Source organism: Aurantiacibacter luteus, from assembly GCF_001010945.1.
In the GTDB taxonomy this organism is placed as follows: domain Bacteria; phylum Pseudomonadota; class Alphaproteobacteria; order Sphingomonadales; family Sphingomonadaceae; genus Alteraurantiacibacter; species Alteraurantiacibacter luteus.
The window spans coordinates 540,945-563,884 of sequence record NZ_LBHB01000001.1; the positions used below are offsets into that span (position 1 = coordinate 540,945).

The 22,940-nt window shown below is 68.3% G+C and carries 19 protein-coding genes and 1 tRNA gene; 16 read left to right on the forward strand and 4 right to left on the reverse strand.

Translation table 11 applies throughout. The features are described from left to right. From AAW00_RS02660 to AAW00_RS02670, 3 genes are all read left to right on the forward strand, one after another. Nucleotides 1–879, forward strand: coding sequence for a tyrosine recombinase (locus AAW00_RS02660; RefSeq protein WP_082124888.1), 879 nt, complete (start codon nt 1–3; stop codon nt 877–879). Between the two features lie 9 nt (nt 880–888). Then, nucleotides 889–1,842: an acetyl-CoA carboxylase carboxyltransferase subunit alpha gene (locus AAW00_RS02665; protein WP_047002766.1), complete on the forward strand. Its 954-nt coding sequence runs from the start codon at nt 889–891 to the stop codon at nt 1,840–1,842. A 101-nt stretch (nt 1,843–1,943) separates the two neighbouring features. After that, complete coding sequence (locus tag AAW00_RS02670; RefSeq protein ID WP_082124889.1) at nt 1,944–3,440, forward strand: M48 family metalloprotease; 1,497 nt, start codon at nt 1,944–1,946, stop codon at nt 3,438–3,440. A 112-nt stretch (nt 3,441–3,552) separates the two neighbouring features. Here the strand turns inward: AAW00_RS02670 and AAW00_RS02675 are convergent, their stop codons facing one another. Next, complete coding sequence (locus tag AAW00_RS02675) at nt 3,553–3,735, reverse strand: Flp family type IVb pilin (protein WP_047002767.1); 183 nt, start codon at nt 3,733–3,735, stop codon at nt 3,553–3,555. A 94-nt stretch (nt 3,736–3,829) separates the two neighbouring features. Beyond that, the gene (locus AAW00_RS02680) at nt 3,830–4,021 is read right to left on the reverse strand and encodes a Flp family type IVb pilin (RefSeq protein ID WP_047002768.1); all 192 of its coding nucleotides are present in this window, start codon (nt 4,019–4,021) and stop codon (nt 3,830–3,832) included. A 78-nt stretch (nt 4,022–4,099) separates the two neighbouring features. Between AAW00_RS02680 and AAW00_RS02685 the strand changes: the two genes are divergently transcribed. The 6 genes from AAW00_RS02685 (at nt 4,100) to AAW00_RS02710 (ending at nt 8,781) form a co-directional block, all read left to right on the forward strand. Continuing rightward, nucleotides 4,100–4,510 carry a (deoxy)nucleoside triphosphate pyrophosphohydrolase gene (locus tag AAW00_RS02685; protein ID WP_277619333.1) on the forward strand — a complete coding sequence of 137 codons (411 nt, stop codon included), beginning with the start codon at nt 4,100–4,102 and terminating at the stop codon, nt 4,508–4,510. A 48-nt stretch (nt 4,511–4,558) separates the two neighbouring features. Continuing rightward, a tRNA-Arg gene (locus AAW00_RS02690) sits at nt 4,559–4,635 on the forward strand. Nucleotides 4,636–4,775: 140 nt separating this feature from the next. Beyond that, nucleotides 4,776–5,261, forward strand: coding sequence for a hemerythrin domain-containing protein (locus AAW00_RS02695; protein ID WP_047002769.1), 486 nt, complete (start codon nt 4,776–4,778; stop codon nt 5,259–5,261). Nucleotides 5,262–5,284: 23 nt separating this feature from the next. Continuing rightward, complete coding sequence (locus tag AAW00_RS02700) at nt 5,285–6,835, forward strand: phospholipase D-like domain-containing protein (RefSeq protein WP_047002770.1); 1,551 nt, start codon at nt 5,285–5,287, stop codon at nt 6,833–6,835. Further along, complete coding sequence (gene folE / locus AAW00_RS02705; RefSeq protein ID WP_047002771.1) at nt 6,828–7,451, forward strand: GTP cyclohydrolase I FolE; 624 nt, start codon at nt 6,828–6,830, stop codon at nt 7,449–7,451. Before AAW00_RS02700 ends, folE begins: the two co-directional genes overlap by 8 nt. Before the next feature lie 37 nt (nt 7,452–7,488). Beyond that, nucleotides 7,489–8,781: a UDP-N-acetylglucosamine 1-carboxyvinyltransferase gene (locus tag AAW00_RS02710; RefSeq protein ID WP_047002772.1), complete on the forward strand. Its 1,293-nt coding sequence runs from the start codon at nt 7,489–7,491 to the stop codon at nt 8,779–8,781. Nucleotides 8,782–8,848: 67 nt separating this feature from the next. Here the strand turns inward: AAW00_RS02710 and AAW00_RS02715 are convergent, their stop codons facing one another. Further along, nucleotides 8,849–9,643 carry an alpha/beta fold hydrolase gene (locus AAW00_RS02715; protein WP_047002773.1) on the reverse strand — a complete coding sequence of 265 codons (795 nt, stop codon included), beginning with the start codon at nt 9,641–9,643 and terminating at the stop codon, nt 8,849–8,851. Nucleotides 9,644–9,794: 151 nt separating this feature from the next. Continuing rightward, nucleotides 9,795–10,274, reverse strand: coding sequence for a peroxiredoxin (locus AAW00_RS02720; protein WP_047002774.1), 480 nt, complete (start codon nt 10,272–10,274; stop codon nt 9,795–9,797). A 213-nt stretch (nt 10,275–10,487) separates the two neighbouring features. Here AAW00_RS02720 and ahcY point away from each other — a divergent pair, with 213 nt between their 5' ends. The 7 genes from ahcY to addA all read left to right on the forward strand — a co-directional run bounded on the left by ahcY (nt 10,488) and on the right by addA (nt 22,875). Then, complete coding sequence (gene ahcY, locus AAW00_RS02725; protein ID WP_420911613.1) at nt 10,488–11,900, forward strand: adenosylhomocysteinase; 1,413 nt, start codon at nt 10,488–10,490, stop codon at nt 11,898–11,900. A gap of 79 nt (nt 11,901–11,979) precedes the next feature. After that, complete coding sequence (locus AAW00_RS02730) at nt 11,980–14,319, forward strand: sensor histidine kinase (protein ID WP_047002775.1); 2,340 nt, start codon at nt 11,980–11,982, stop codon at nt 14,317–14,319. Then, nucleotides 14,316–14,753, forward strand: a complete 438-nt coding sequence (gene tsaE, locus AAW00_RS02735; protein WP_047002776.1) for a tRNA (adenosine(37)-N6)-threonylcarbamoyltransferase complex ATPase subunit type 1 TsaE — start codon at nt 14,316–14,318, stop codon at nt 14,751–14,753. Before AAW00_RS02730 ends, tsaE begins: the two co-directional genes overlap by 4 nt. Further along, nucleotides 14,750–15,730, forward strand: a complete 981-nt coding sequence (locus AAW00_RS02740; RefSeq protein WP_047002777.1) for an aminoglycoside phosphotransferase family protein — start codon at nt 14,750–14,752, stop codon at nt 15,728–15,730. The genes tsaE and AAW00_RS02740 overlap by 4 nt, the downstream gene beginning before the upstream one ends. Then, a complete protein-coding gene (locus tag AAW00_RS02745; RefSeq protein WP_047002778.1) occupies nt 15,727–16,443 on the forward strand; it encodes a nucleotidyltransferase family protein in 717 nt (238 codons plus the stop codon). The genes AAW00_RS02740 and AAW00_RS02745 overlap by 4 nt, the downstream gene beginning before the upstream one ends. After that, nucleotides 16,436–19,414, forward strand: coding sequence for a PD-(D/E)XK nuclease family protein (locus tag AAW00_RS02750; protein ID WP_047002779.1), 2,979 nt, complete (start codon nt 16,436–16,438; stop codon nt 19,412–19,414). Before AAW00_RS02745 ends, AAW00_RS02750 begins: the two co-directional genes overlap by 8 nt. Next, the gene (addA, locus tag AAW00_RS02755; protein WP_047002780.1) at nt 19,411–22,875 is read left to right on the forward strand and encodes a double-strand break repair helicase AddA; all 3,465 of its coding nucleotides are present in this window, start codon (nt 19,411–19,413) and stop codon (nt 22,873–22,875) included. The genes AAW00_RS02750 and addA overlap by 4 nt, the downstream gene beginning before the upstream one ends. The last annotated feature ends 65 nt before the right edge of the window (nt 22,876–22,940 follow it).

The following is a 22,940-nucleotide window of genomic DNA, read 5'->3' on the forward strand; positions in this document are numbered from 1 at the left end:
TTGAGCGCCGCGATCGACGCCTTTCTCGCCATGCTCGCCGCCGAGCGCGGGGCGGCGGCGAACACGCTTTCCGCCTATCGCCGCGACCTCGAAGGCGCGGAGGAGGTCGCCGGTGACCTGCTTGCTGCGAGCCGCGACGAATTGGCGCGCCTGACGGGTGCCTGGGCGCACCTCGCCCCGGCGAGCGTGGCGCGCAAGGTTTCCGCGCTTCGCCAGTTCTACGGTTTCTGCATCGACGATGGCCTTCGCGACGACGACCCTTCGACCGTCCTCCCGCGACCGCAGGCCCGCCGCCCCCTGCCGCGGATCCTGGGTCACGAGGAGGTTGAACGCCTGCTGCGCACGGCGGAAGACGAGGCGGCGGGAGAGCGTGCCGCGGAGGTGCGGATGCTGGCTCTGCTCGAACTGCTCTACGGCTCGGGCCTGCGCGCGAGCGAGCTGGTGTCGATGCCGGTCGGCGCCGTGCCGCGCGACGCGCCTTTCCTAACCGTCACCGGCAAGGGCGGCCAGCAACGCATGGTGCCGGTCTCACGCCGGGCGCAGGCGGCGCTGTCGCGCTGGATGGCCGTGCGCCCCGGCGGTTCGGACTGCCTTTTCCCTTCGCGCACCGGCCATATCTCGCGCGTTCGGCTGTTCCAACTGGTGCGCGCGCTGGCGGCGCGTGCCGGGATCGATCCGGCCAAGGTCAGCCCCCACGTGCTGCGCCATGCCTTTGCCACGCACCTGCTGGAGGGCGGGGCGGACCTTCGCGTGTTGCAGACGCTGCTCGGCCACGCCGACATCGCCACCACGCAGATATATACCCACGTTGATGCCGCGCGGCTGGTGGCGCTGGTGAACGAGCGGCATCCTCTTGCTAGCCGCGCACGGGGCAGCTAGCGCGGCGCCATGATTTCCTTCCTCGAATTCGAGAAACCCGTCGCCGAGTTGGAGCAGCGCATCGCAGACCTGCGCGCCGCCGCCGGAGAGGACGGGCTGGCCGACATCTCCAGGGAGCTCGAACGGCTCGAACAGAAGAGCGCGAAGCTGCTGGAGACGACCTATTCGGGCCTGACCCCGTGGCAGAAGACGCAGGTGGCGCGCCATCCGGGCCGTCCGCATTTCCGCGACTATGTGGCGCAAGGGTTCGAGCATTTCATGCCGCTTGGCGGCGATCGCCTCTACGGCGACGACCAGGCGATCATGGGCGGTCTTGCCACCATGCAGGGCCGCAAGGTGGTGCTGATCGGGCACGAGAAGGGCCACGATACCGAGAGCCGCATCAAGCACAATTTCGGCATGGGCAAGCCCGAAGGCTATCGCAAGGCGATCCGCCTGATGGAACTGGCCGACCGCTTCGGCCTGCCGGTGGTGACGCTGGTGGATACCTCCGGCGCCTTCCCCGGCATCGAGGCGGAGGAGCGCGGACAGGCCGAGGCCATCGCCCGCAGCACCGAGGCGTGCCTGGCACTGGGCGTGCCGATGGTCGCTGCCATCGTGGGCGAGGGCGGTTCGGGCGGCGCGGTCGCGCTGGCGAGCGCCGAGCGCGTGCTGATGTTCGAGCACGCGGTCTATTCGGTGATCTCGCCCGAAGGCTGCGCCTCGATTCTCTGGCGCACGGCGGAAAAGGCCCCGCAGGCGGCAGAGGCGATGAAGCTGACGGCACAGAACCTTCTGCAACTCAAGGTGATCGACCGCATCGTGAAGGAGCCGCTCGGCGGTGCCCAGCGCGATCCGGGCGCGGCCATCGCGGCGCTGGTCGAGGCCATCGGCGAGGAGCTGGACACTCTGGCCGGTTTCTCGCCCGACGAACTCCGCCGCCAGCGCGAGGAACGCTTCCTTGCCATCGGCCACGATCTCTGACCGGGCCCTTGCGCCGGGAACATCGGGGCGGGGCGTAGGTTCTCGAAATCATTGACCGGGCGGCCGTTCCGCCCGGCACCGTTTCGAGGAGCCAAGGCACCATGTCGCACCCGTCGCACCCGCTAATTCGCAAGTTCAAGACCCTCGCGCTGATCGGCGCGGGCTCGCTGACGATGGCCGCCTGCGCCACCGTGCCGGGCGCCAACGTGCCCGCCGGCTCCCCCATCACCCAGGCCGAGGCGCAGCAGGGCGCGCAGTATCACGAGCAGTTCGTGGCCGAGTTCGGCGGCGAGATGACCGGTCCGCAGGCCCAGTACGTGCAGCAGGTCGGCCAGAACATCGCCGTCCAGTCCGGCCTCGCCAGCACCCCCGGTGCCTTCGACGTGACGCTGCTGAATTCCAGCGTGAACAACGCCTTCGCCGTGCCCGGCGGCTACGTCTACGCCACGCGCCAGCTGGTGAACCTGATGAACAACGAGGCGGAACTGGCCGCCGTGCTCGGCCACGAGGTCGGCCACGTCGCGGCGCGCCACTCGGCCCGGCGTCAGGCTGCGGCGCAGCGCAACCAGCTGGGCGGCGTGGGCCTTGCCATCCTCTCCAGCATCCTGCTCGGCGGCAACAATCCGCTGGGCCAGCAGCTGTCGCAGGCCGCCCTTCAGGGCTCGCAGCTGCTCACGCTCAGCTATTCGCGCAACCAGGAGCTGGAGGCGGACCAGCTCGGCATCCGCTACCTGAATTCCGCGGGCTACGATCCGCACGCCATGGGAACGCTGCTGCAGAGCCTCGCCATGCAGAACCAGCTCGATGCGCAGCTGCAGGGCCGCGACAACGCGACGATCCCCGAGTGGGCGAGCACGCACCCCGATCCTGCAAGCCGCGTGCAGAACGCCATGCAGATGGCGGGCAACGCGACGGGCGTGACCAACCGCGACACCTTCCTCAGCCGCATCGACGGCATGATCTACGGCGACGATCCGCAGCAGGGCGTGATCGAGGGCCGCCAGTTCATCCACCCGACGCTGCGCCTGAGCTTCACCGCGCCGCAGGGCTATTACATGATCAACGGCACGCGTGCCGTGAGCGTGAACGGCGACGGCGGCCGCGCGCAGCTGACGACCGCGCAGTATACCGGCAACCTCGACAGCTACGTCCGCTCGGTCTTCGCCGCGCTCGGCGGGCAGCAGGCGCAGATCGTGCCTTCCGCCATCCAGACCACGAACGTCAACGGCATCCCTGCCGCCTACGGCACCGCCCGCGTCAACAATGGGCAGCAGCAGGTCGACGTAACGGTATTCGCCTACGACTTCGGTGGCGGCCAGGCCTACCACTTCCAGTCGATCACCCCGGCGGGCCAGGCGGGCGTTTTCAACTCGCTCTACCAGTCGATGCGGAGAATCAGCGCGCAGGAAGCAGGCAACGTCGTGCCGCGCCGGATCGACATCGTGCAGGCGGGCGGCGGCGATTCGGTCGCCACGCTCTCGCGCCGCATGGCCTATACCGACGCGCAGGAAGCCCGCTTCCGCGTGCTGAACGGCTTGACCGGCAACCAGCAGGTCGTGCCGGGCCAGCGCTACAAGATCGTCGTCCGGTCCAACTGACCGAGAGGAAAGGGGGAGGGCGCGCGTGCCCCTCCCGGCTTTCCCGGACGCCAAAAAAAAAGGGCGGCAGGTTTCCCTGCCGCCCCTCTTTTTGGCGTTATGCCGTCAGCGATTAGGCGTTGGCCGTGTTCGCTTCGGTCAGCTCGGTGCTGACGTTGTTGAAGGTCGTGCTCAGCTCTTCGCCGAGGCTCTGCATCGCCGTGATGGCGGCGACGGCGATGAGGGCGGCAATAAGGCCGTACTCGATGGCGGTGGCACCCTGTTCGTCGCGGACGAGGTTCTTGAAGAAGGTCATGTAGTGTCTCCTGGTCTCTGGTCTTCGTTACCCGGCTCTTCCGTAATGCCGGTCGAGCTATTCTCCCGACTAAGGGAAAATTCTTGAAAAATTCCTAATCGAGTTTGTCGTTCGAGGCGTTGACCTTGGTCTCGATCCCGTTCCACATATCGATCGTTGAATTGGCGAGGCCCTGCAGCGAGGTGATCATGGCGATGACGATCAGCGCGACGATCAGCCCGTATTCCACCGCGGTGGCACCGCGAGTGTCTTCGAGAATTCGCCGGAAGAAAGTCTTGGCCACCACGCGGTCGGTTCCTGGTCAGTTCGATACCGGGGAATTACGCAATCAGGTGCTAACAAGAGGTTGAGCACGTAGGTTAAGGTGCAAAAAAATCCGACATTCCTGACCGTGGTGGCGCTTGCCCTGGTCGATGCGCAGGGCCGCCTGCTGATGCAGCAACGGCTGCCGGGCAAGCATCACGGCGGCCTTTGGGAATTTCCCGGTGGCCAGGTCGAAAACGGCGAGATTCCGCGCGATGCGCTGGTGCGCGAGATCGCAGAGGAGCTCGGCATCATGGTTGATCCGCAGGCGCTGCAACCGGCGGGGTTTGCCGAGCAGCACGGGCCAATCCCTATTGTCCTGCTTCTTTACACCAGCCGCCAGCCCGGCCTCAGTCCGCGCGGCATGGACGGCCAGGCGTGGCGCTGGCTCACGCCGGAGGAAGCTGCCGCCCTGCCGCTCGCGCCGATGGACCGGGCGCTGCTTGACGCATTGCGAAACAATCGATCGTAAGGGCCTTGCCAAGCCGCGACGACCCCCGTATGCGCCCGCTCATCAAGCGCGCCCGTAGCTCAGCTGGATAGAGTACTCGGCTACGAACCGAGCGGTCGGAGGTTCGAATCCTTCCGGGCGCGCCATAAAAAGGGACTGGCCCCGGAAGGGGTCGGTCCCTTTTTTGCATCGGCGATACCGGCCGTGGCCCGGGAACCCGTTCGCCATCGGAACCGGCGTGAAGCCCACCCATTGTAGGGCACACGACCGCTCAGGAGCCCATCCCATGTCCGAAGACATTTTTGCCCGCCTCAAGGAAGATCACGACCTGCACCGCGAGATGCTCGACAAGATGGCCCGGACCAGCGGCGAGAGCGAGGAGCGCAAGCAGTTGCTCGAAGACTTCACCAAAGAGGTGAAGGGCCACGCCAGCGCCGAGGAACAGGCGCTCTATTCCACGATGATGCGCAAGCCGCCGACCACCGACGAAACGCGCCACTCGGTGGCCGAACACCACGAAATCGAGGAAATGCTCAACGATCTGGCAGCAACCGAGATGTCGTCGTCGGCATGGCTGACCAAGTTCAAGAAGCTCGACCACGATTATCGCCATCACATCGATGAGGAGGAGGAAGAGCACTTCCCCGACTTCGAAAAGCACCTGACCGACGAGGATCGCGAGCATATGCGCAAGGTCTTCGAGCGCCGGAAGGCCGAAGAAAAGGCGAGCGCCGAGGTCACTCCGGAGAAGATGGAAGACGCCAAGGCATAGGCGGCGTTCGACGGGAGGCACATTTGGCATTCGAATACGATGTCGAGGGATTCGACGATGCATCCACCGATCCCGCGGTCTGGCGTTATGCCCGGGCCAGCCGCGTGCGCGTGGTCATCGACGGTGAGGACTATTTCGACCTGATCCAGCAGGCCATGCTGAAGGCGCAGAAGCGCATCATGCTGATCGGCTGGGATTTCGACACCCGCATTCATCTCAGCCGTGGTCGCCGCTGGTGGCAGAAGGGCTGGAAGCGCGAATACCCGGTACGGCTCGGCAGCTTCATCCTGTGGCTGGCCCGCCATCGCCCCGGCCTGGAGATTCGCATCCTCAAGTGGCACGTGGGCATGATGCAGTTCGCCTTTCGCGGGGCCATGCTGCTCGACCTCTATCGCTGGTGGCGCGCCGACGGGATCGACTTCAAGTTCGACACCAAGCACCCGGTCGGCTGCTCGCATCACCAGAAGATCGTCGTCATCGACAACGGGTTTGCCGTGTGCGGCGGCATCGACCTCACCGCCGCGCGCTGGGACACGCGCGAGCACAAGGAACACGACAAGCGTCGCCGTCGGCCCAACGGCAAGGCATACAAGCCCTGGCACGACGTCACAATGATGCTGGAAGGGGACGTGGCGGGCGAGCTGGAGGCGCTCGGCCGCGCGCGGTGGTCGCGCGCCGGTGGCCCACCGCTCGATGTGCCAGACACTGGCAGTGAAAGCGCCTGGCCCGACAATCTCGAGGCGCATTTCGAGGACGTGGAGATCGGCATCGCCCGCACTCGCGCCGAATACGACGGCTGCCCTGCGGTGGACGAGATCGAGCAGCTGTTCGTCCGCCAGATCGCCTCTGCGCGCAACTTCATCTACGCCGAGAACCAGTACCTCACCAGCAGGGTGATCTGCGAGGCCATCGCCAAGCGGCTGGCCGAGCCCGATCCGCCCGAGATCGTGATCGTCATGCCGGAAATGGCGGAAGGATGGCTGGAGGAGCAGGCGATGTCGCCCGCGCGCGCCGAGCTTATCCAGTCATTGCAGGAGCTCGACAAGGATGACTGCTTCCACATCTACGTGCCCTATTCGGGCGAGCAGAACATCTACGTCCACGCCAAGCTGACGATCATCGACGATCGTATCCTGCGCATCGGCTCGGCCAACATGAACAACCGCTCGCTCGGCCTCGACAGCGAATGCGACGTGTTCATCGACTGCGAGCGGCCCGGCAACGAAAAGGCCTGCGAAACGATCCACAAGCTGCGCCTGTCCCTGCTGGCCGAGCATCTGGGCATCCGCGAGGAGAATGCGGGCGAGGCGCTGGAGCGGCACGGCGGATCGATGGCCGCGCTGATCGCCGCCGCCGGTGACCGCGCGCACAGGCACCTGCGCCCTTTCAACCCGGAATTGCCCGACGGCCTTTTGGCGGATATGGCGCAGCGCCAGACGCTCGATCCGGAAAGCCCGGATGAAATGTTCACACTGCACGATGAGCGGCGCGGATTGTTCCGTCGCGGATCGCTGCTGTCGCGGGCAAGGGCGCGGTTGAAACGCAAGCAGAAGCGCAAGGACGGCGATGAGTAGCCTGGTCGGCCCCGACGAAGACGATCCCCGCCGTCCCGACGGCTCAGCCAAGCCTCCCGTGCCCGAGCACGTGCAGGATGCCATCCGCACGCTGATCGAATGGGCCGGCGACGATCCTTCGCGCGAGGGCCTTCTCGACACCCCTGCGCGGGTCGCGCGGGCGTGGAAGGAATACTGCCTCGGCTACACTGAGGATCCCGCCAGCCACCTAAGTCGAGTGTTCGAGGAAGTGGGTGGCTACGACGAGATCGTGCTGCTGAAGGACATTCCGTTCCAGAGCCATTGCGAGCACCACATGGCCCCGATCATCGGCAAGGCGGCGATCGCCTACCTGCCGACGGACCACGTTGTCGGCATTTCCAAGCTGGCGCGCGTGCTGCACGGCTTCGCCCGGCGCTTGCAGATCCAGGAGCGGCTGACCGCCGAGGTCGCCCAGTGTATCTGGGACAACTTGCACCCGCGCGGCGTGGCGGTGGTGATCGAGGCGAGCCATGCCTGCATGACCGCGCGCGGCGTTCGGACGCCGGGCGTGGGCATGGTAACGAGCCGCGTCATGGGCACCTTCCGCAGCGATTCGAAGAGTCGCGAGGAAGTGCTGCGACTGATGGGCTACTAAGCCTCGCTCAATACGATTTACAGGTAAGGGACGACGAATGGCATCGCTGCGCGTGAGGGGTGGACAGAAACTGGTCGGCAGGATCGACCCTTCGGCCAACAAGAACGCCGTGCTGCCGGTGCTGTGCGCGACACTGCTCAGCGACGCGCCGATCATGCTGCGCAACGTGCCCGAGATCACCGACGTCACGCGCATCCACGCCTTCTTCTCGGAACTCGGCAGCACGGTCGACTGGGACAAGGCAGCAAAGACGTTGCGCATCGACCATTCGACCATCCCCTCCAATGCCAAGGCCAAACTGCCCCAGGCCATGCGTGCCAGCATCATGATGATCCCCGGCCTGCTGACCCGGCTCGGCGAGGCGCGGCTGGAGCACGAGGTCAAGGGCTGCACGCTGGGCGCGCGCGAGATCGATCCGCACGTGCAAGTGTTTAAGGCCTTCGGCGCGGAGACCAGTTACGAAGGCAAGGACATCGTCTTCCGCAACACCGGCAAGGTGGAAAGCGCGCGGATGTGGCTCGAATACGCCAGCGTCACCACCACCGAGAACTTCATCATCAGCGCCCTTACCGCCAAGGGCACCAGCCAGATCGTCAACGCCGCTTGCGAGCCGCACGTGCAGGAGATGTGCACTTTCCTCGAGCAGATGGGCGCAACGATACGCGGCAAGGGCACCTCGATGGTCTCGATCGAGGGCGGGGCGACCTTCAACGAGGTCGACTACACCTTCGTTGAGGATTTCCACGAGGTCGCCACCTTCATGGCGCTGGCCGCGGTGACCGGGGGCGACATTTCGGTGCGCAACACGCGGCCCGAGGATTTCATGCTGATCGACCGCACGTTCGAGAAGTTCGGCGCCCACGTCGAGCACAAGGACGGCTGGAGCCGCCTGGACGCGCCCGAACAGCTGGTGGTGCAGCAGAACTTCACCAGCCATCTGACCACCAAGGTCGAGGCCGCGCCCTGGCCCTACATTCCCGCCGACCTGCTGCCGATCTTCATCGCGTTGGGGGTGAAGGCCAAGGGGCAGACGATGTTCTGGAACAAGGTCTACGAAGGCGGGCTCACCTGGCACACAGAGCTCAGCCTTTTCGGCGCGCACACCCTGCTGTGCGACCCGCACCGCCTCATCACCTTCGGCGGCGACAAGCTGGTGCCCGCGACGGTGACGAGTCCCTACATCATCCGCGTCGCCATCGCGATGCTGATGGTGGCGGCCAGCATCGACGGGGAGAGCACGATCCTCGACGCCGACCCCATCCGCCGCGCGCATCCCAACTTCGTCGACAATATCGACAGCCTAGGCGTGAACGTGAGCTGGGACGATTGAGCCGCACGCCAAGTTTGCCAGCGCAGCGAGTTTCTCGGGATAATTCGCCTATGATTTCTTCCGGAATTTAATGTCCGGCGACGTTTCGTCCGGTCGTATCAAGGATGAGGCGGATGCTTTCCTGCGGCTGATCCCACATCGGAAAGTGCCCGCTTCCTTCGAACCAATGCAGGGTTGCGCCCGGAAAGGCAGTCATCGCGCGACTGGCTTGTCGTGGCAGGCATAGCCGATCCTTCTTTCCCCATCCGATGACGATGGGACGTCCCGTTTTTGAGGGGCCCTGCTGCCGTGGACCGGCCGCAAGATCCTTGACCAGCGCGTTGAAGGTCTCGGTGTTGGCGAAGGTCTTCAATTCGGTGGCGATGATACTTGGGTCGAGGGCCCAGGGTCGCGCCGAAAGCTGCGCCATCAGGGCGGTTCGACCAGCGACGTTCTTCACGATCGCCGGGATCGCCGGTTGCAGAGCTCTTACGAGCGCGATCGATGCGGTGATCGTGGACTTGAAGAATGTCCGCTCCCACCCCTTCCAGAACCCGCCCGGGTCGAGAGCGACGACAGCGCCCGCCGTGCCGCGCCTCGCCATTTCCAGCACCAGCCGACCGCCGAGCGAGCTTCCCACGAGATCGACTCCTGTAAGGTTCTGTTGCTCGATCCAGCGCTCGAGGCTCCGCGCGAGCCCCTCGAACGTGCCGCTATCGTCCTCCGCCGGCGACTTGCCGTGTCCTGGCAGGTCAACGGCGATGACCTCCCGCTCCCGCGAGAGGGCAGGCGAGATGCTGTCCCAGGAGCGGGTGCTCCCTCCCAGGCCGTGGACCAGGAGGAGTGGCGCGCCGCTACCGGCGCGAGTCTGATAAAGGGTCATGACAGTCCTACGCTTCGCAGCACGCAATGGCCCCGAAGAAAGGTCAATCAATCGCAGGCTCGGAATCGCGGCCGCGATGGGAAAGGCGCGTCGATCGGATAAAAAAGGGGCGCCGTTACGACGCCCCTTTTCCAAAAAAACTGGAACAATGTCAGAGTTGGCCGAGCATGTGCTCCGCGCCGGAGACGCCAAATTCGCCCGGCCCCTCGACATTCAGCTCGGTCACCACGCCGTCGTCGACGATCATCGAGTAGCGATTGGAACGCTGACCCATGCCGTAGGCGGAGAAATCGGCGTCGAGGCCCAGCGCCTTGGCGAAGTCGCCGCTGCCGTCGGCCAGCATGGTGATGTCGTCCGAACCGTCGGTCTTGTTCCAGGCGCTCATGACGAAGGCGTCGTTCACGCTGGTGCAGGCGATCTCGTCCACGCCCTTGGCCTTCAGCGCCTCCGCGTTCTCGACGAAACCGGGCAGGTGCTTGGCCGAGCAGGTCGGGGTGTAGGCACCGGGCACGGCGAACAGCGCCACCTTGCGGCCGGCGAAGAAGTCGCTCGACTGGACCGCTTCGGGTCCGTCCGGGGTGGCCTTGGTCAGCTTGACGTCGGGAAGCTTGTCGCCCTTGGCAATGGTCATGTCGTGTCGTCCTTCGCTTGGAAAAGAGGTGTGCCTCAGATAGGCGCGGCGGGGCTGGGCACAAGGGCAGGATAAAGCGCAGGCTTGCCCGGCAAGGCCGGACCAAAAGGCAGGGGTTTACGCCCCGCGCGCCCCCCTCTATGGCGCGCGTCAACATCCACGCTGCACGGAGCCCCGGCAGCGCCACACCCCATCGAACCCAAGGAGCTGCCCGTGGCCGACGCCGCATTCACCGACTATATCGTCAAGGACATCGCGTTCGCCGACTACGGCCGCGCCGAGATCAACATCGCCGAGACCGAGATGCCCGGCCTGATGGCCACGCGCGAGGAATTCGGCGCGTCGCAGCCGCTGAAGGGCGCGCGCATCACCGGCTCGCTGCACATGACCATCCAGACCGCCGTGCTGATCGAGACGCTGACCGCGCTCGGCGCCGAGGTCCGCTGGGCCACCTGCAACATCTTCTCCACCCAGGATCATGCCGCCGCCGCCATCGCCGCGCAGGACATCCCGGTGTTCGCCGTGAAGGGCGAGAGCCTTGCCGAGTACTGGGACTACGTCGGCCACATCTTCGACTGGGAAGGCCATGGCGAAGGCACGACGGCCAACCTCATCCTCGACGATGGCGGCGATGCCACTATGTTCGCCCTGTGGGGCGCGCGGGTCGAGGCGGGTGAGGACCTGCCCGAGCCCGGCAACGCCGAGGAAGTCGAGTTCCAGCGCGCGCTGAAGGCCTTCCTGCAGAAGAAGCCCGGCTACCTGACGCAGACGGTCAAGAACCTGAAGGGCGTCTCGGAAGAGACCACCACCGGCGTCCATCGCCTCTACCAGCTCGCCAAGAAGGGCAAGCTGCCGTTCCCCGCGATCAACGTGAACGACAGCGTGACCAAGTCGAAGTTCGACAACCTCTACGGTTGCCGCGAATCGCTGGTCGACGCCATCCGCCGCGCGACCGACGTGATGCTCTCGGGCAAGGTCGCCTGCGTTGCCGGCTTCGGCGACGTCGGCAAGGGCAGCGCCCAGTCGCTGCGCAACGGCGGGGCGCGCGTGCTGGTGACCGAGATCGACCCGATCTGCGCCCTGCAGGCGGCGATGGACGGGTTCGAGGTGACCACGATGGAAGACGCGGTTGGCCGCGCCGACATCTTCGTCACCACCACCGGCAACGAGGACGTCATCACCGCCGAACACATGAAGGGCATGAAGCCCATGGCCATCGTGTGCAACATCGGTCACTTCGACAGCGAGATCCAGATCAGTCAGCTCGACAACTACGATTGGACCGAGCTGAAGCCGGGCACGGACCTGGTGAAGTTCCCCGACGGCAAGGAAATCATCGTGCTCGCCAAGGGCCGCCTGGTGAACCTGGCCTGCGCCACCGGCCACCCCAGCTTCGTGATGAGCTGCTCCTTCACCAACCAGGTGCTGGCGCAGATGGAGCTGTGGGAGAAGTCGGACAGCTACGACAACGACGTCTACGTGCTGCCCAAGCACCTCGACGAAAAGGTCGCCGCGCTGCATCTCGACAAGCTGGGCGTGAAGCTGACCAAGCTCAGCCAGCAGCAGGCCGATTACATCGGCGTGCCGGTGGAAGGCCCGTTCAAGCCCGAGCACTACCGCTACTAAGCTGATAGCCCGCCCGATTATCGTGACAATCGGGCGGGCGGTCATTGCATCCGGCCCCGGCGGCGCATAGCTGCGGGGCATGGAACTCAGCCCCACCGCGCTGGCCCTTCTGGGCTTGCTGCTGGCCGCATGGACGGCCGGCGCGGTGTGGCTCGCCATCACCTCGCTCAACCGCGCCCGCGCCGCCCGCAGCGCGCGTGTCGCCACGCGGCGACTGTCAAAAATGATCGACGATGCGCCCGCCATCCCGCTGCTGGTGCGCAGCGACGGGCGACTGGAGGGGCCGGACCGGCTGGCGGCATGGCTGGGCCTGCCCAGGCTCCCCGGTTTCATCACCGAACTCGACACGGGAAGCGCGGGGCTCGACGCGCACGACCTCGAGCAGTTGCGGGACGCGGTGAAGCGCACGCAGAAGACCGCCGCCCCGTTCCGCATGGTGGCGACGCCGCGTGGCTCCGAACGCAGTCTCGCCATGCGCGGACAGCTCGCCAATCCCGCCATCGCGACGGGCGGCGCGGTGCTTATCTGGTGGTTCGATTTCTCCGAGAGCCAGGGCGAGCTTTCCCGCCTGCGCGGCGAAACGGCGCGGGCGCGCAACGACTTCGCCGCGCTCGTCGGCCTTATCGAGGCCGCGCCAATGCCGATGTGGTTCCGCGGGCCGGACATGGGCCTGCGCCTCGTCAACTCCGCCTATGTCGAGGCGGTCGGGGCCAAGAGCGCGAAGCTGGTGGTGGACGAGCAGATCGAGCTGGTCGAAGCCGTGGACGGCCTCACCGCCGCGCAGATCGCCCGCCAGGCGCACGAGCGCGACATGCCGGTCGAGCGGATCGTGCAGGCGACGGTCGGCAGCCAGCGCCGCACCCTGCGCGTCAGCGACCTGCCGCTGGGGCCCGAGGGCGTGGCCGGTTATGCCATCGACATCGAGGAGATGGAGGAGCAGGGCCGCGCCTTCCGCGCCTTCCGCGCCGCGCAACGCTCGATGCTCGACCAGTTGTCGGTGGGCGTGGCGCAGTTCGACGAGAACCGCCTGCTGACCTTCGCCAACCAGCCGTTCCAGCGCATCTTCGCCCTGCCGACGTCGGCGCAGGTCGATCCGCCGACGTTCGAACGTTTCCTCGACATGGCCCGCGACAAGGGGCGGTTGCCCGAGGTGCGCGACTTTCCGCAGTGGCGCGGCGAGCTGGCGCAATGGTTCCTGCGCGACGTGCCGCAGGAAGACCACTGGACGCTGCCCGATGGCGTTCACCTGCGCGTCGTCGCCCAGCCCATGCCCGATGGCGGGCTGGTGCTGGTGGCGGAGGATCGCTCGGAACAGCTGGCCCTCTCGGCCACGCGCGACACCCTGCTGCGCACCCGCACGGCCACCTTCGATTCGCTGTTCGAATCGCTCGCGGTCTTCGCGCCCGATGGACGGATGCAGCTGTGGAACCGCAGCTTCCCGGCGATCTGGGGCCTGCCCGACGAAGTGGTGGATCGGCACCCGCACGTCGACCAATTGCTCGACCGCATTTCCAACCGCCTGGCGCGGCCGGGCCAGCGCAAGGCAATCGGCGAGGTCGTGCGCGGTGCCACGCTCGACCGCCAGCAGCGCGGCGGGCGCGTGGTGCTTTCCGACGGGCGGACGCTGGAATTCGCCGGCGTTCCGCTTCCCGACGGCAACGGGCTCCTCACGGTCATCGACGTGACCGACAGCACCAAGGCAGAGGAAGCGCTGCGCGAACGCGCCACGGCGCTGGAGGAGGCGGACGCGGTCAAGACCCGCTTCCTCGCCAACATGAGCTATGAATTCCGTACGCCGCTGACCTCGATCGGCGGTTTCGCCGAACTGCTGCAGACCGGCATGGCGGGCGAGCTTTCGCCGCAGGGGCAGGAATACGTCGCCGCCATCCTCGCTTCGGTGGAGCGGCTTTCGACCCAGATCGAGAGCGTGCTCGACCTGACGCAGAGCGAGGCCGGGCTGCTGCCCATCGCCACCGAGGATGTCGACCTGCTGGCCTTCACCACGCAGGTCGTGCGGATGCGCGAGGAGGCGATCGAGGCGAAGAACCTTTCGCTCGACCTGCGCGGCGATCGCAGCGCGGGCACCGTCAGCGCCGACAAGCGCCAGCTGGGCCGGGCGCTGGGCAACCTGCTCGACAACGCCATCGACGCGACGCCCGAGGGAGGGCGCATCCTGGTGGCGCTGGCGCGGCGCAAGTCGGGTGCGCGCATCGTGATCTCCGACAACGGCGAGGGCATGAAGCCGAGCGAACTGGCCCGCGCGCTCGACGGCTATCGCCTGAAGGGCAGCGACGGGCGCGAGGGCAAACGCGGGCTGGGCCTGCCCCTGGCGCGCCAACTGATCGAGGCACACGGCGGGCGGCTGGAAATCCAGAGCGAGAAGGGCGCAGGCACGACGGCAACGGTGCTGCTGCCTTGATCGTCGATTTGCCCGACCTCGCCGCCATGGCCGCCTTCGGCCGGCGCATCGCGGGCAAGGTCCGGCCCGGGGATGTCGTGGCGCTGACCGGCGACCTCGGCACCGGCAAGACCACGCTCGCGCGCGCCATCATCGCTGCGTCGGGGCACGAGGGCGAGGTTCCGTCGCCGACGTTCACCATCCTCGAGACTTACGACCATCTCGACCTGCCGCTCGTCCACGCCGATTTCTACCGGCTGGAGAGCCCTGCAGAGGTCGAGGAACTGGGCCTCGACGACTACCGCGACGGCGCAGTGCTGCTGGCCGAGTGGCCCGACCACGCGGGCGGCTTTGCGCACGAGGCGGATTGCCTGTCGATTGCGCTGGAACGCGCGGAAAACGGGCGCAGGGCGATTGTGGAAGGCGGGCAAGGTTGGCTAGGGCGGATGCCATGACGAGCGACTTGCCCGCAGGGGTGCACGACTTCCTCTCCGCCGCCGGATGGCAGGACGCCAGCATCGATCCGCTGCCCGGAGATGCCAGCTTCCGCCGTTATTTCCGCGTGAAGCATGGTCCGCGCGGCGCGCTGCTGATGGACGCGCCCCCGCCGCACGAGGACCCGCGCCCGTTCCTCCACGTCGGAAAATGGTTGTGCGGCCAGAACCTGCGCGCGCCCGAAATCTACGCGGAGGACACGGACCGCGGACTCGTGCTGATTGAGGATTTCGGCACCGACCGCATGCGCGACTGGCTCGACGACCATCCCGAGGGCGAGCGGCAGGCCTATGCCGACGCCATCGAGGCGCTGGTGGCGCTGCATCGCTGCCCGCCCGGCCCGTTCGAGCCCTACTCGCTGGAGACTTACCTGCGCGAGGTGTCGCTGTTCCCCGACTGGTTCTGCCCCGCCGCGGGCATCGAGGTGGACGGCATGGGCTTTCTCGCCGCCTGGCGCGAGGCGCTCGCACCCCTGCTGCTGCGCCAGCAGCCCGGCGTGACGGTGCTGCGCGATTATCATGCCGAGAACATCATGCTGCTGGGTGACGGACGGCAGGGCCTGATCGACTTCCAGGATGCGCTGGTCGGCCACCCGGCCTACGATCTCGTCAGCCTGCTGCAGGATGCGCGGCGCGAGGTCTCGCCCGCGCTGGAGGCCGAGATGCTCGACCTCTATCGCTCGCGGATCGAGACCGGACCCGATTTCGAGGCCGACTACGCCCGCCTCGGCGCGCAGCGCAACGCCAAGATCGTGGGCATCTTCACCCGCCTGTGGAAGCGCGACGACAAGCCAAAGTACCTTGGGCTGATCCCGCGCGTCTGGGAGGCGATGGAACGCGACCTGGCGCATTCTGCGCTGGCGCCAGTGGCGCAGTGGTTCGATGCTAACGTGCCCGCCGACATCCGCGAGCGGCGCGGGGCAGGGCTGGGGGAATGAGCGAACTCGCCTCCGACACCGCCATGGTCATGGCCGCCGGGCTCGGCAAGCGGATGCGTCCGCTCACCGCCACCCAGCCCAAGCCCATGGTGCGCGTCGCCGGCAAGCCGCTGATCGACCACACGCTCGACCGGCTGCAGGAGGCTGGCGTGGCCAGGGCGGTGGTCAACGTCCACTACCTCGCCGACAATCTCGAAGCGCACCTGAAGGACCGCAAGGCGCCCGCCGTCACCGTCTCCGACGAGCGCGACCTGCTGCTGGAAACAGGCGGCGGCTTGATCAAGGCTCAGGATCTGCTGCCCGACCCGTTCTTCTGCCTCAACGCCGACAACGTCTGGCTGGAGGGGCCGCGCGATGCCTTTGCCGATCTCTCCGCCCACTGGGACGCGGAGCGGATGGACGCGCTGCTGCTGCTGGTGCCGCACACCCGCGCGCACAACTTCCGCGGGCACGGCGACTTCCACATGGACGGCGCGGGCCGGGTGAGCCGCCGCCGCGAACGCCGCATCGCGCCCTATATCTACACCGGCATCCAGCTGGTGGCGAAGCGCCTGCTGCGCGACGCGCCGGAAGGGCCGTTCTCCACCAACCTGCTGTGGAGCCGCGCCATCGAGGAAGGCCGACTCTACGGCGTGCCCTTCACCGGCGAGTGGTTCGAGGTCGGCACGCCCGAGGCCATCAAGCCGACCGAGGCCGTGCTGCGCGATGGCTGAGCGGGCTGGGCCGCAGGTCTATTCCATTGCCGCGCACCGCGGGTTCGCCGATGCGCTCGTCGCCGGCCTGGTGCCGCGCTACGCCGATCCCGACTTCGGCCTAGCCCGGCTGACGCTGCTGCTGCCCTCGGCCCGCGCCGCGCGCACCGTGTCCGAGGCCTTCGTGCGCCATGCAGGCGCCAGCGGCACGCCGGGCCTGCTAATGCCGCGCATGGTCATGGTCGGCGATCTCGACCTCGACGAGGCGCTTGGCCCGCTGTTCGATTCCTTGGGCGCGGGGGCCGCCATCCCGCCTGCCGCCGACCCCACGCGGCGGTGGCTGCGCCTCGCGCAGTTTGTGGAGATCGCGGGCGGTGAGCTGGGCCGCCAGCCGCTGACGGCGGGCGCGCGGCTGCGGCTGGCGCAGGACATCGCCGCCTCGATGGACCGGCTGCTGGTCGAAGAGATCGATCTAGAGGACCTGTGGCAGGACCGCGTGCTCGGCGCGCTGCAGGACAATGCCGAGCACTGGCGCGAGAACACCAAGTTGTTCTACGCCGTCACGAAGATGTGGCAGGCCGAGCTGGCGGCGCGCGGCGAGCTGGATGCCGCGGCGCGGCGCAACCTCTTGTTCCGCGAGGCGGCACGGCGGATGCGCGAGAACCCGCCGGCCACGCCCTACGTCGCCGCCGGCGTCACCAGCGCCGCGCCCGCGCTCGCGCGGTTGCTGCGGACCGTCAGCGAATTGCCGCAGGGCGCGGTGATCCTGCCCGATCTCGACCTGTCGATGAGCGATGCCGTCTGGGACGAGCTTGGCGGCGCGGGCGATGCGGAAGCGGAGACGCCTTTCGCGCGCGGCGATGCCGTCACCCATCCGCAATATCACCTCAAGCTGCTGCTCAATCGCATGGGCGTGGCGCGGGCCGAGGTGCAGCCGTGGCACCGCGCGGGGCTGGGCAAGGGCCCGCCCGAGCGCAGCCATGCCATCTCCAGCCTGTTCCTGCCGCCGGAGGCGAGCAAGGCCTGGGTCGACTTGCCTGCCAGCCGTCGGCGCATGGCGGGCGTGCGGCTGGTGGAGGCGGCCAATCCGGAGGAGGAGGCGCAGGCCGTGGCCCTGCTGGTGCGCGAGGCGCTGGAGGTGCCGGAGAAGCGCGTTGCCGTCGTCACGCCCGATCGCGGGCTTGCGGCGCGGGTGGTGCAGCACCTCAGGCGCTGGAACGTGAGTGCCGACGATTCGGCCGGTCGGCCATTGTCGCAGACCGCGGCGGGGCGCGTGGCGCTGTTGCTGGCCGAGGTCGCCGCCGAGCGCGCCGCGCCGGTGCCGCTGATCGCGCTGCTCGAACACCCGCTGGCGGCCTTTGGCGAGGGGCGGCCTGACTGGCTCGATGCAGCGCGCGCCTTTGAACTCGAGCTGCGCGGCCCGCGCAAGGAGCCGGGGCTGGAGCCGCTGCGGGTGGTGGCCGAGGAGGCAAAGGTCGCCGACTGGTGGCAGGGCGTCGAGGCGATCCTCGCGCCGCTGGTTGAAGAGGTTGAGGCGCGCGGGCTGGCCAACTGGCTCGACCTGCTCGCTGCTGCGGGCGAGGCGCTGTGCGGCACCGAACTGTGGGCGCGCGAGGACGGGCGCGCGCTCGCCGCCTTTATCGAGGACCTGCGCCTGCAGGCGCGCGAGGTGCCCGTGGCGCTCGAACCGGCGGACCTGCCGCCCGTGCTGCGCGATGCGATGGACCAGGTCGCCGTGCGTCCGCCCTACGGCGGCCATCCGCGCGTGGCGATCTACGGCCTGCTGGAGGCGCGCATGACCCGCGCCGACCTCGTCATCTGCGCCGGGCTGAACGAGGGCACATGGCCACCGACGCCGTCTGTGGATCCGCTGCTGGCGCCCGGCGTGCTGCGCGCGCTCGGCGTACCGGGCGCGGATTTCCGCATCGGGCTTTCCGCGCACGATCTCGCCGGAGCGCTCGGCGCGCCCGAGGTGGTGCTCAGCCGCGCGCGGCGCGAGGTCTCCGGCCCCGCCATCGCCAGCCGCTTCCTGCTGCGCGTGCGCGCGCTGCTGGGCCAGCACATGACCGAGGAGGCGAGCGACCGCGCGCTCGTCACCCTCGCGCGGGCCATCGACGACCCCGCGCCCGTGCCGCCGCATCCTCAGCCGTGCGTTGTGCCGAGCGCCGAGCAACGCCTGCCAAGCAAGGGCATCAGCGTGACCGCACTCGATCGCCTGCGCTCGGACCCTTACGAGTACTACGCCGCCAAGATCCTCCGCCTCGGCGAGCTCGACGGCGTGGATGCCGATCCCGGCCCGGCGTGGCAGGGCAGTCTCGCCCACGCCATTCTGGAGGACTGGCACAAGGAAAAGGGCACGCTCGAAGAGTTGGCCGACCGGCATCTCGAGGAACTGTCCGCCCATCCGCTGCTCAGCGCGCTGTGGCGGCCGCGCCTGCTGCGCGCGCTCGAATGGGTGGCGCTTTCGCTCGACGAGCAGCCCGGCCGCGAGCCGGTCGCGGTCGAGGCCTGGGGCGAGATGCAGGCCAAGGGCGTGCGCGTCTTCGGCAAGGCCGACCGCATCGACCGGATGCCCGGCGGCGGGTTGGCGGTTGTGGACTACAAGACCGGCGCACCGCCCTCCGGCGCGGAGGTGGAGGCCGGATATGCGCTCCAGCTCGGCACCATCGGGCTGATCGCTCGCGCGGGCGGGTTCGAGGGCCTGCAGGGCGCGCCGGAGACGTTCGAATACTGGTCGCTGGGCCGCGACGCCAAGAGCGCGACGGGCTTCGGCTACGTCACCACCCCGCTGCTCGAGGGCAACAAGCGCACCGGCATTCCGCCCGCCGAGTTCCTGCCGGAAACCGAGCGCTACCTGCTGGGCGCGCTCGACGCGTGGATCCTTGGTAACGAACCCTTCGTCGCGCGGCTCAATCCCGATGCGCCGGGCTATTCGACCTACGACCAGCTCATGCGCCTCGCCGAGTGGCAGGGCCGGGAGGCGGAAGCGTGAGCGGGAAGGTCTATCGCCTCAAGGACAACCAGGCGGCCGCCGTCGCGCCGCACGACAGCGTGTGGCTCTCGGCCAGCGCGGGCACGGGCAAGACGCAGGTGCTGTCCGCCCGCGTGCTGCGGCTGCTGCTGACCGACGGCGTCGCGCCCGAGCAGATCCTGTGCCTGACCTTTACCAAAGCCGGCGCGGCGGAGATGGCGACCCGGGTGAATGAGGTGCTGGCGAACTGGGTGCGGATGCCCGCGACCGAACTCGCCGCCGATCTCGACGCCATCGGCGCGACCGGAGACGTCGTTACCATCGCCCGGGCGCGCACGTTGTTCGCCAGCGTGCTCGATTGCCCGGGCGGCGGGCTTCGCATCGATACCATCCACGCCTTTGCCCAGTGGTTGCTCTCCGCCTTTCCGGAGGAGGCGGGCCTCGTCCCCGGCACGCGCCCGATGGAAGACCGCGACCGCGACCTGCTGGCGGCGCAAGTGCTGGCGGACCTCTTGGTCGATTGGCAGCGCACCGACCGCGAGGCCGTCGCCGCGCTCGAGGGCCTGTCACTGCGCATGGGGCCGGACGGAGCGCGCGCATGGCTGCTGCGCTGTGCCCAGGCGCGGGCGGCCTGGTTCGGGCCGGGCGCGTGGCAGCCGCCGATGGCGCCGCGCGTGCGGCAACTGCTGGGTCTGCCCTCGGATGCCTCCGCCGCCGGTCTGTGCGAGCTCTGCCACGACGAGGCCGAGTGCACCGCGCTGCTCAAGCAAGTGATGTGGGCCTACGATGGCTGGGGCGCGGCGAGCGGGCAGAAGTTTGCGAGCCTTATTGGCGACTGGCTGCTGGGTTCGCCCGAAGAGCGGTTTGCCGCCACCGGCGCGCTGCTGGCCGACCTGTTCAACGACAAGGGCCAGCTCAAATACCAGTCCAACCTCGAGAAGAAGGACTCCGCCGTCACCGCGCTGGCCGAGGAGGCGCGCGAACGTTTGGCCGGGGTCGCCGCGCAGGCCAGCCTGCTGGCGCTGGTCGATGTCATTACCCCCGCGTTGGAGCTGGGCCGCAAGTATGCGCTCGCCTGGGACGAGGCCAAGTCGCGCGAAGGGCTGGTCGATTTCGACGACCTCATCGCCAAGGCCGCCGCGCTGCTCGCCGACCGCGAAATGTCGGCCTGGATCCGCTACAAGCTCGACCGACGTTTCGACCACATCCTGGTGGACGAGGCGCAGGATACCAACGAGGCGCAGTGGGCCATCATCGATGCGCTGACCGACGATTTCTTCGCCGGGGCCGGGCAGGCGGAGGACCGGCTGCGCACGATTTTCGTCGTGGGCGACTACAAGCAGGCGATCTTCGGCTTTCAGGGCACGAGCCCCGAGAACTTCGCCGCCGCGCGCAACCGCTATGCCGAACTGCTGCGGGTGCGGCGGGAGAACGCCATCGGCTCGCGCAACGTCGCCGTGCTGAATGCCTTGCAGGACCTTGGGCTGGGCCGCTCCTACCGCACCTCGCAGCCGGTGCTCGACGTGGTGGACCGCGCCATCGCGGCCATCGGGCATGAATCCATCGGCCTTGACCGCGCGCCCGAGCGGCATATCGGGTTCGAGCGCGAGGGATTGGTCACGTTGTGGCAGCCGGTGCCGGGCCAGCCGGAGGATGCCGAGGACGAGAACGGCGGCCCGGAAATCCGCGTGTCGGAGCCCGAGCGCCGCATGGCCGACCGGATCGCCGCGCAGGTGAAGGAGTGGCTCGACACAGGCTATCCGCTGGTCAAGGACGAGGCCGCGCCGCGCAACGCCACGGCGGGCGACATCATGGTGCTGGTGCGCAAGCGCAAGGAACTCGCCGGCCTCATCGTCGCGCGCCTCCATGCCGCGGGCGTGCGGGTGGCGGGCGTGGACCGCCTGCGGCTGGGCGCGCCATTGGCGGTACAGGACCTGATGGCGGCGCTGCGCTTTGCCGCACAGCCGTTCGACGACCTCTCGCTCGCCTGCCTGCTGGTCTCGCCCATCTTCGGCTGGTCGCAGGAAGAGCTGCTGGAGCACGGCTTCCGCCCCGAAGGCCGTGCGCTGTGGAGCCACCTGCGCCGCAGCGATGCCCCGCAGGCCAGGGCGGCGGTCGACAAGCTCGGCCAGCTTCTCCGCATCGCCGACTACGAGCCTCCGCAGGCGCTGCTCCACTGGATGCTCGTCGGGCCATGGGCGGCGCGCGGCAGGCTGGTGGCGCGGCTCGGCACCGAGGCGAACGACCCCATCGACGAACTACTCAACGCCGCGCTGCAATTCGCCGCCACCAACACGCCGAGCCTGCAGGGCTTCATCCGCTGGTTCGACGCGGGCGAGGGCGAGCTGAAGCGCGAGGCGGAGGGCGCGGGCGACATGGTGCGGGTGATGACCGTCCACGGCTCGAAGGGCCTGCAGGCACCCATCGTCATCCTCGCCGACGCCTGCGGCGATCCCGATGCCTCGCGTACCAGCGGCCTGTGGCTGGCGGAGGACCTGCCGGGCGGCGGCGGGCGCACTCTGCCGCTGCCGCCGCTGACGAAGGACGAACGCGTGGGCCGGGTGGCCGAGGCAGCCGAGGCCGCGAAGGCCGCCGAGCGCGAGGAGCACTGGCGCCTGCTCTACGTCGCCATGACGCGGGCGGAGGAGGCGCTGTTCATCGGCGGCGCGCTGGGCAAGCGCGAGAAGGCGCCCGCGCAGGACAGCTGGTACGCCCGGCTCGCGCCACTGTTCGGCGGCGAGTGGATCGACGATCCGATCTGGGGCGCACGGGCCGAACTGGGCGAACGGCCGCCGCCGGTCGAAAAGCGCTTCCAGACCGACCTTGGCCTGCGCCAGCCGCTGCCCGACTGGGCCACGCGGCCCGTGGGCGAGGAACCGCGCCCGCCGCGCCCGCTTGCCCCCTCCGCCAGCGCCGAGGACACGAGCGCCGACCCGCCGCTGCCGGTCGAGCAGGCCGCCGTGGCCGCACGCCGGGGCGTGCTGATCCACACGCTGCTCGAACGCCTGCCCGACGTGCCCGCAGACCTGCGCGAGGCGGGTGGCAGGGCGTGGCTCGAACGGCACGGGCCGGACCTGTCGGCAGAGGAACGGGCGGAGATGCTGGAGCGGGCGCTCGCGGTGCTCGATCACCCGGACTGGTCCGACCTGTTCGGCCCCGATGCCTTGGCCGAGGTGCCGCTCGCGGCGACGGTGGGCGAACTGGTGATCGCCGGCACCGCCGACCGGCTGCTGGTGACGGCCGAGCGGGTGCTGGTCGCCGATTTCAAGACCGCCCGCCGCCCGCCCGCCTCGCTCGCCGAAGTGCCGCAATCGACGCTGGCGCAGATGGGCGCCTATGCCGCCGCGCTCGGCGTGATCTATCCCGGCCGCACCGTGGAGGCGGCGGTGCTCTACACGCAGGTGCCGCGCCTCATCGCCATTCCGGCCGAGGTGCTGGCGGCGAACCGACCGCGCCCGAAAGCCGAAATGGCGCCCGGCTAAGGAAAGCTATCGGCTCCCGCGCGTTGCCTTGTCACGACCCGTTCCCCAGATGGGGGGCCAAGCAG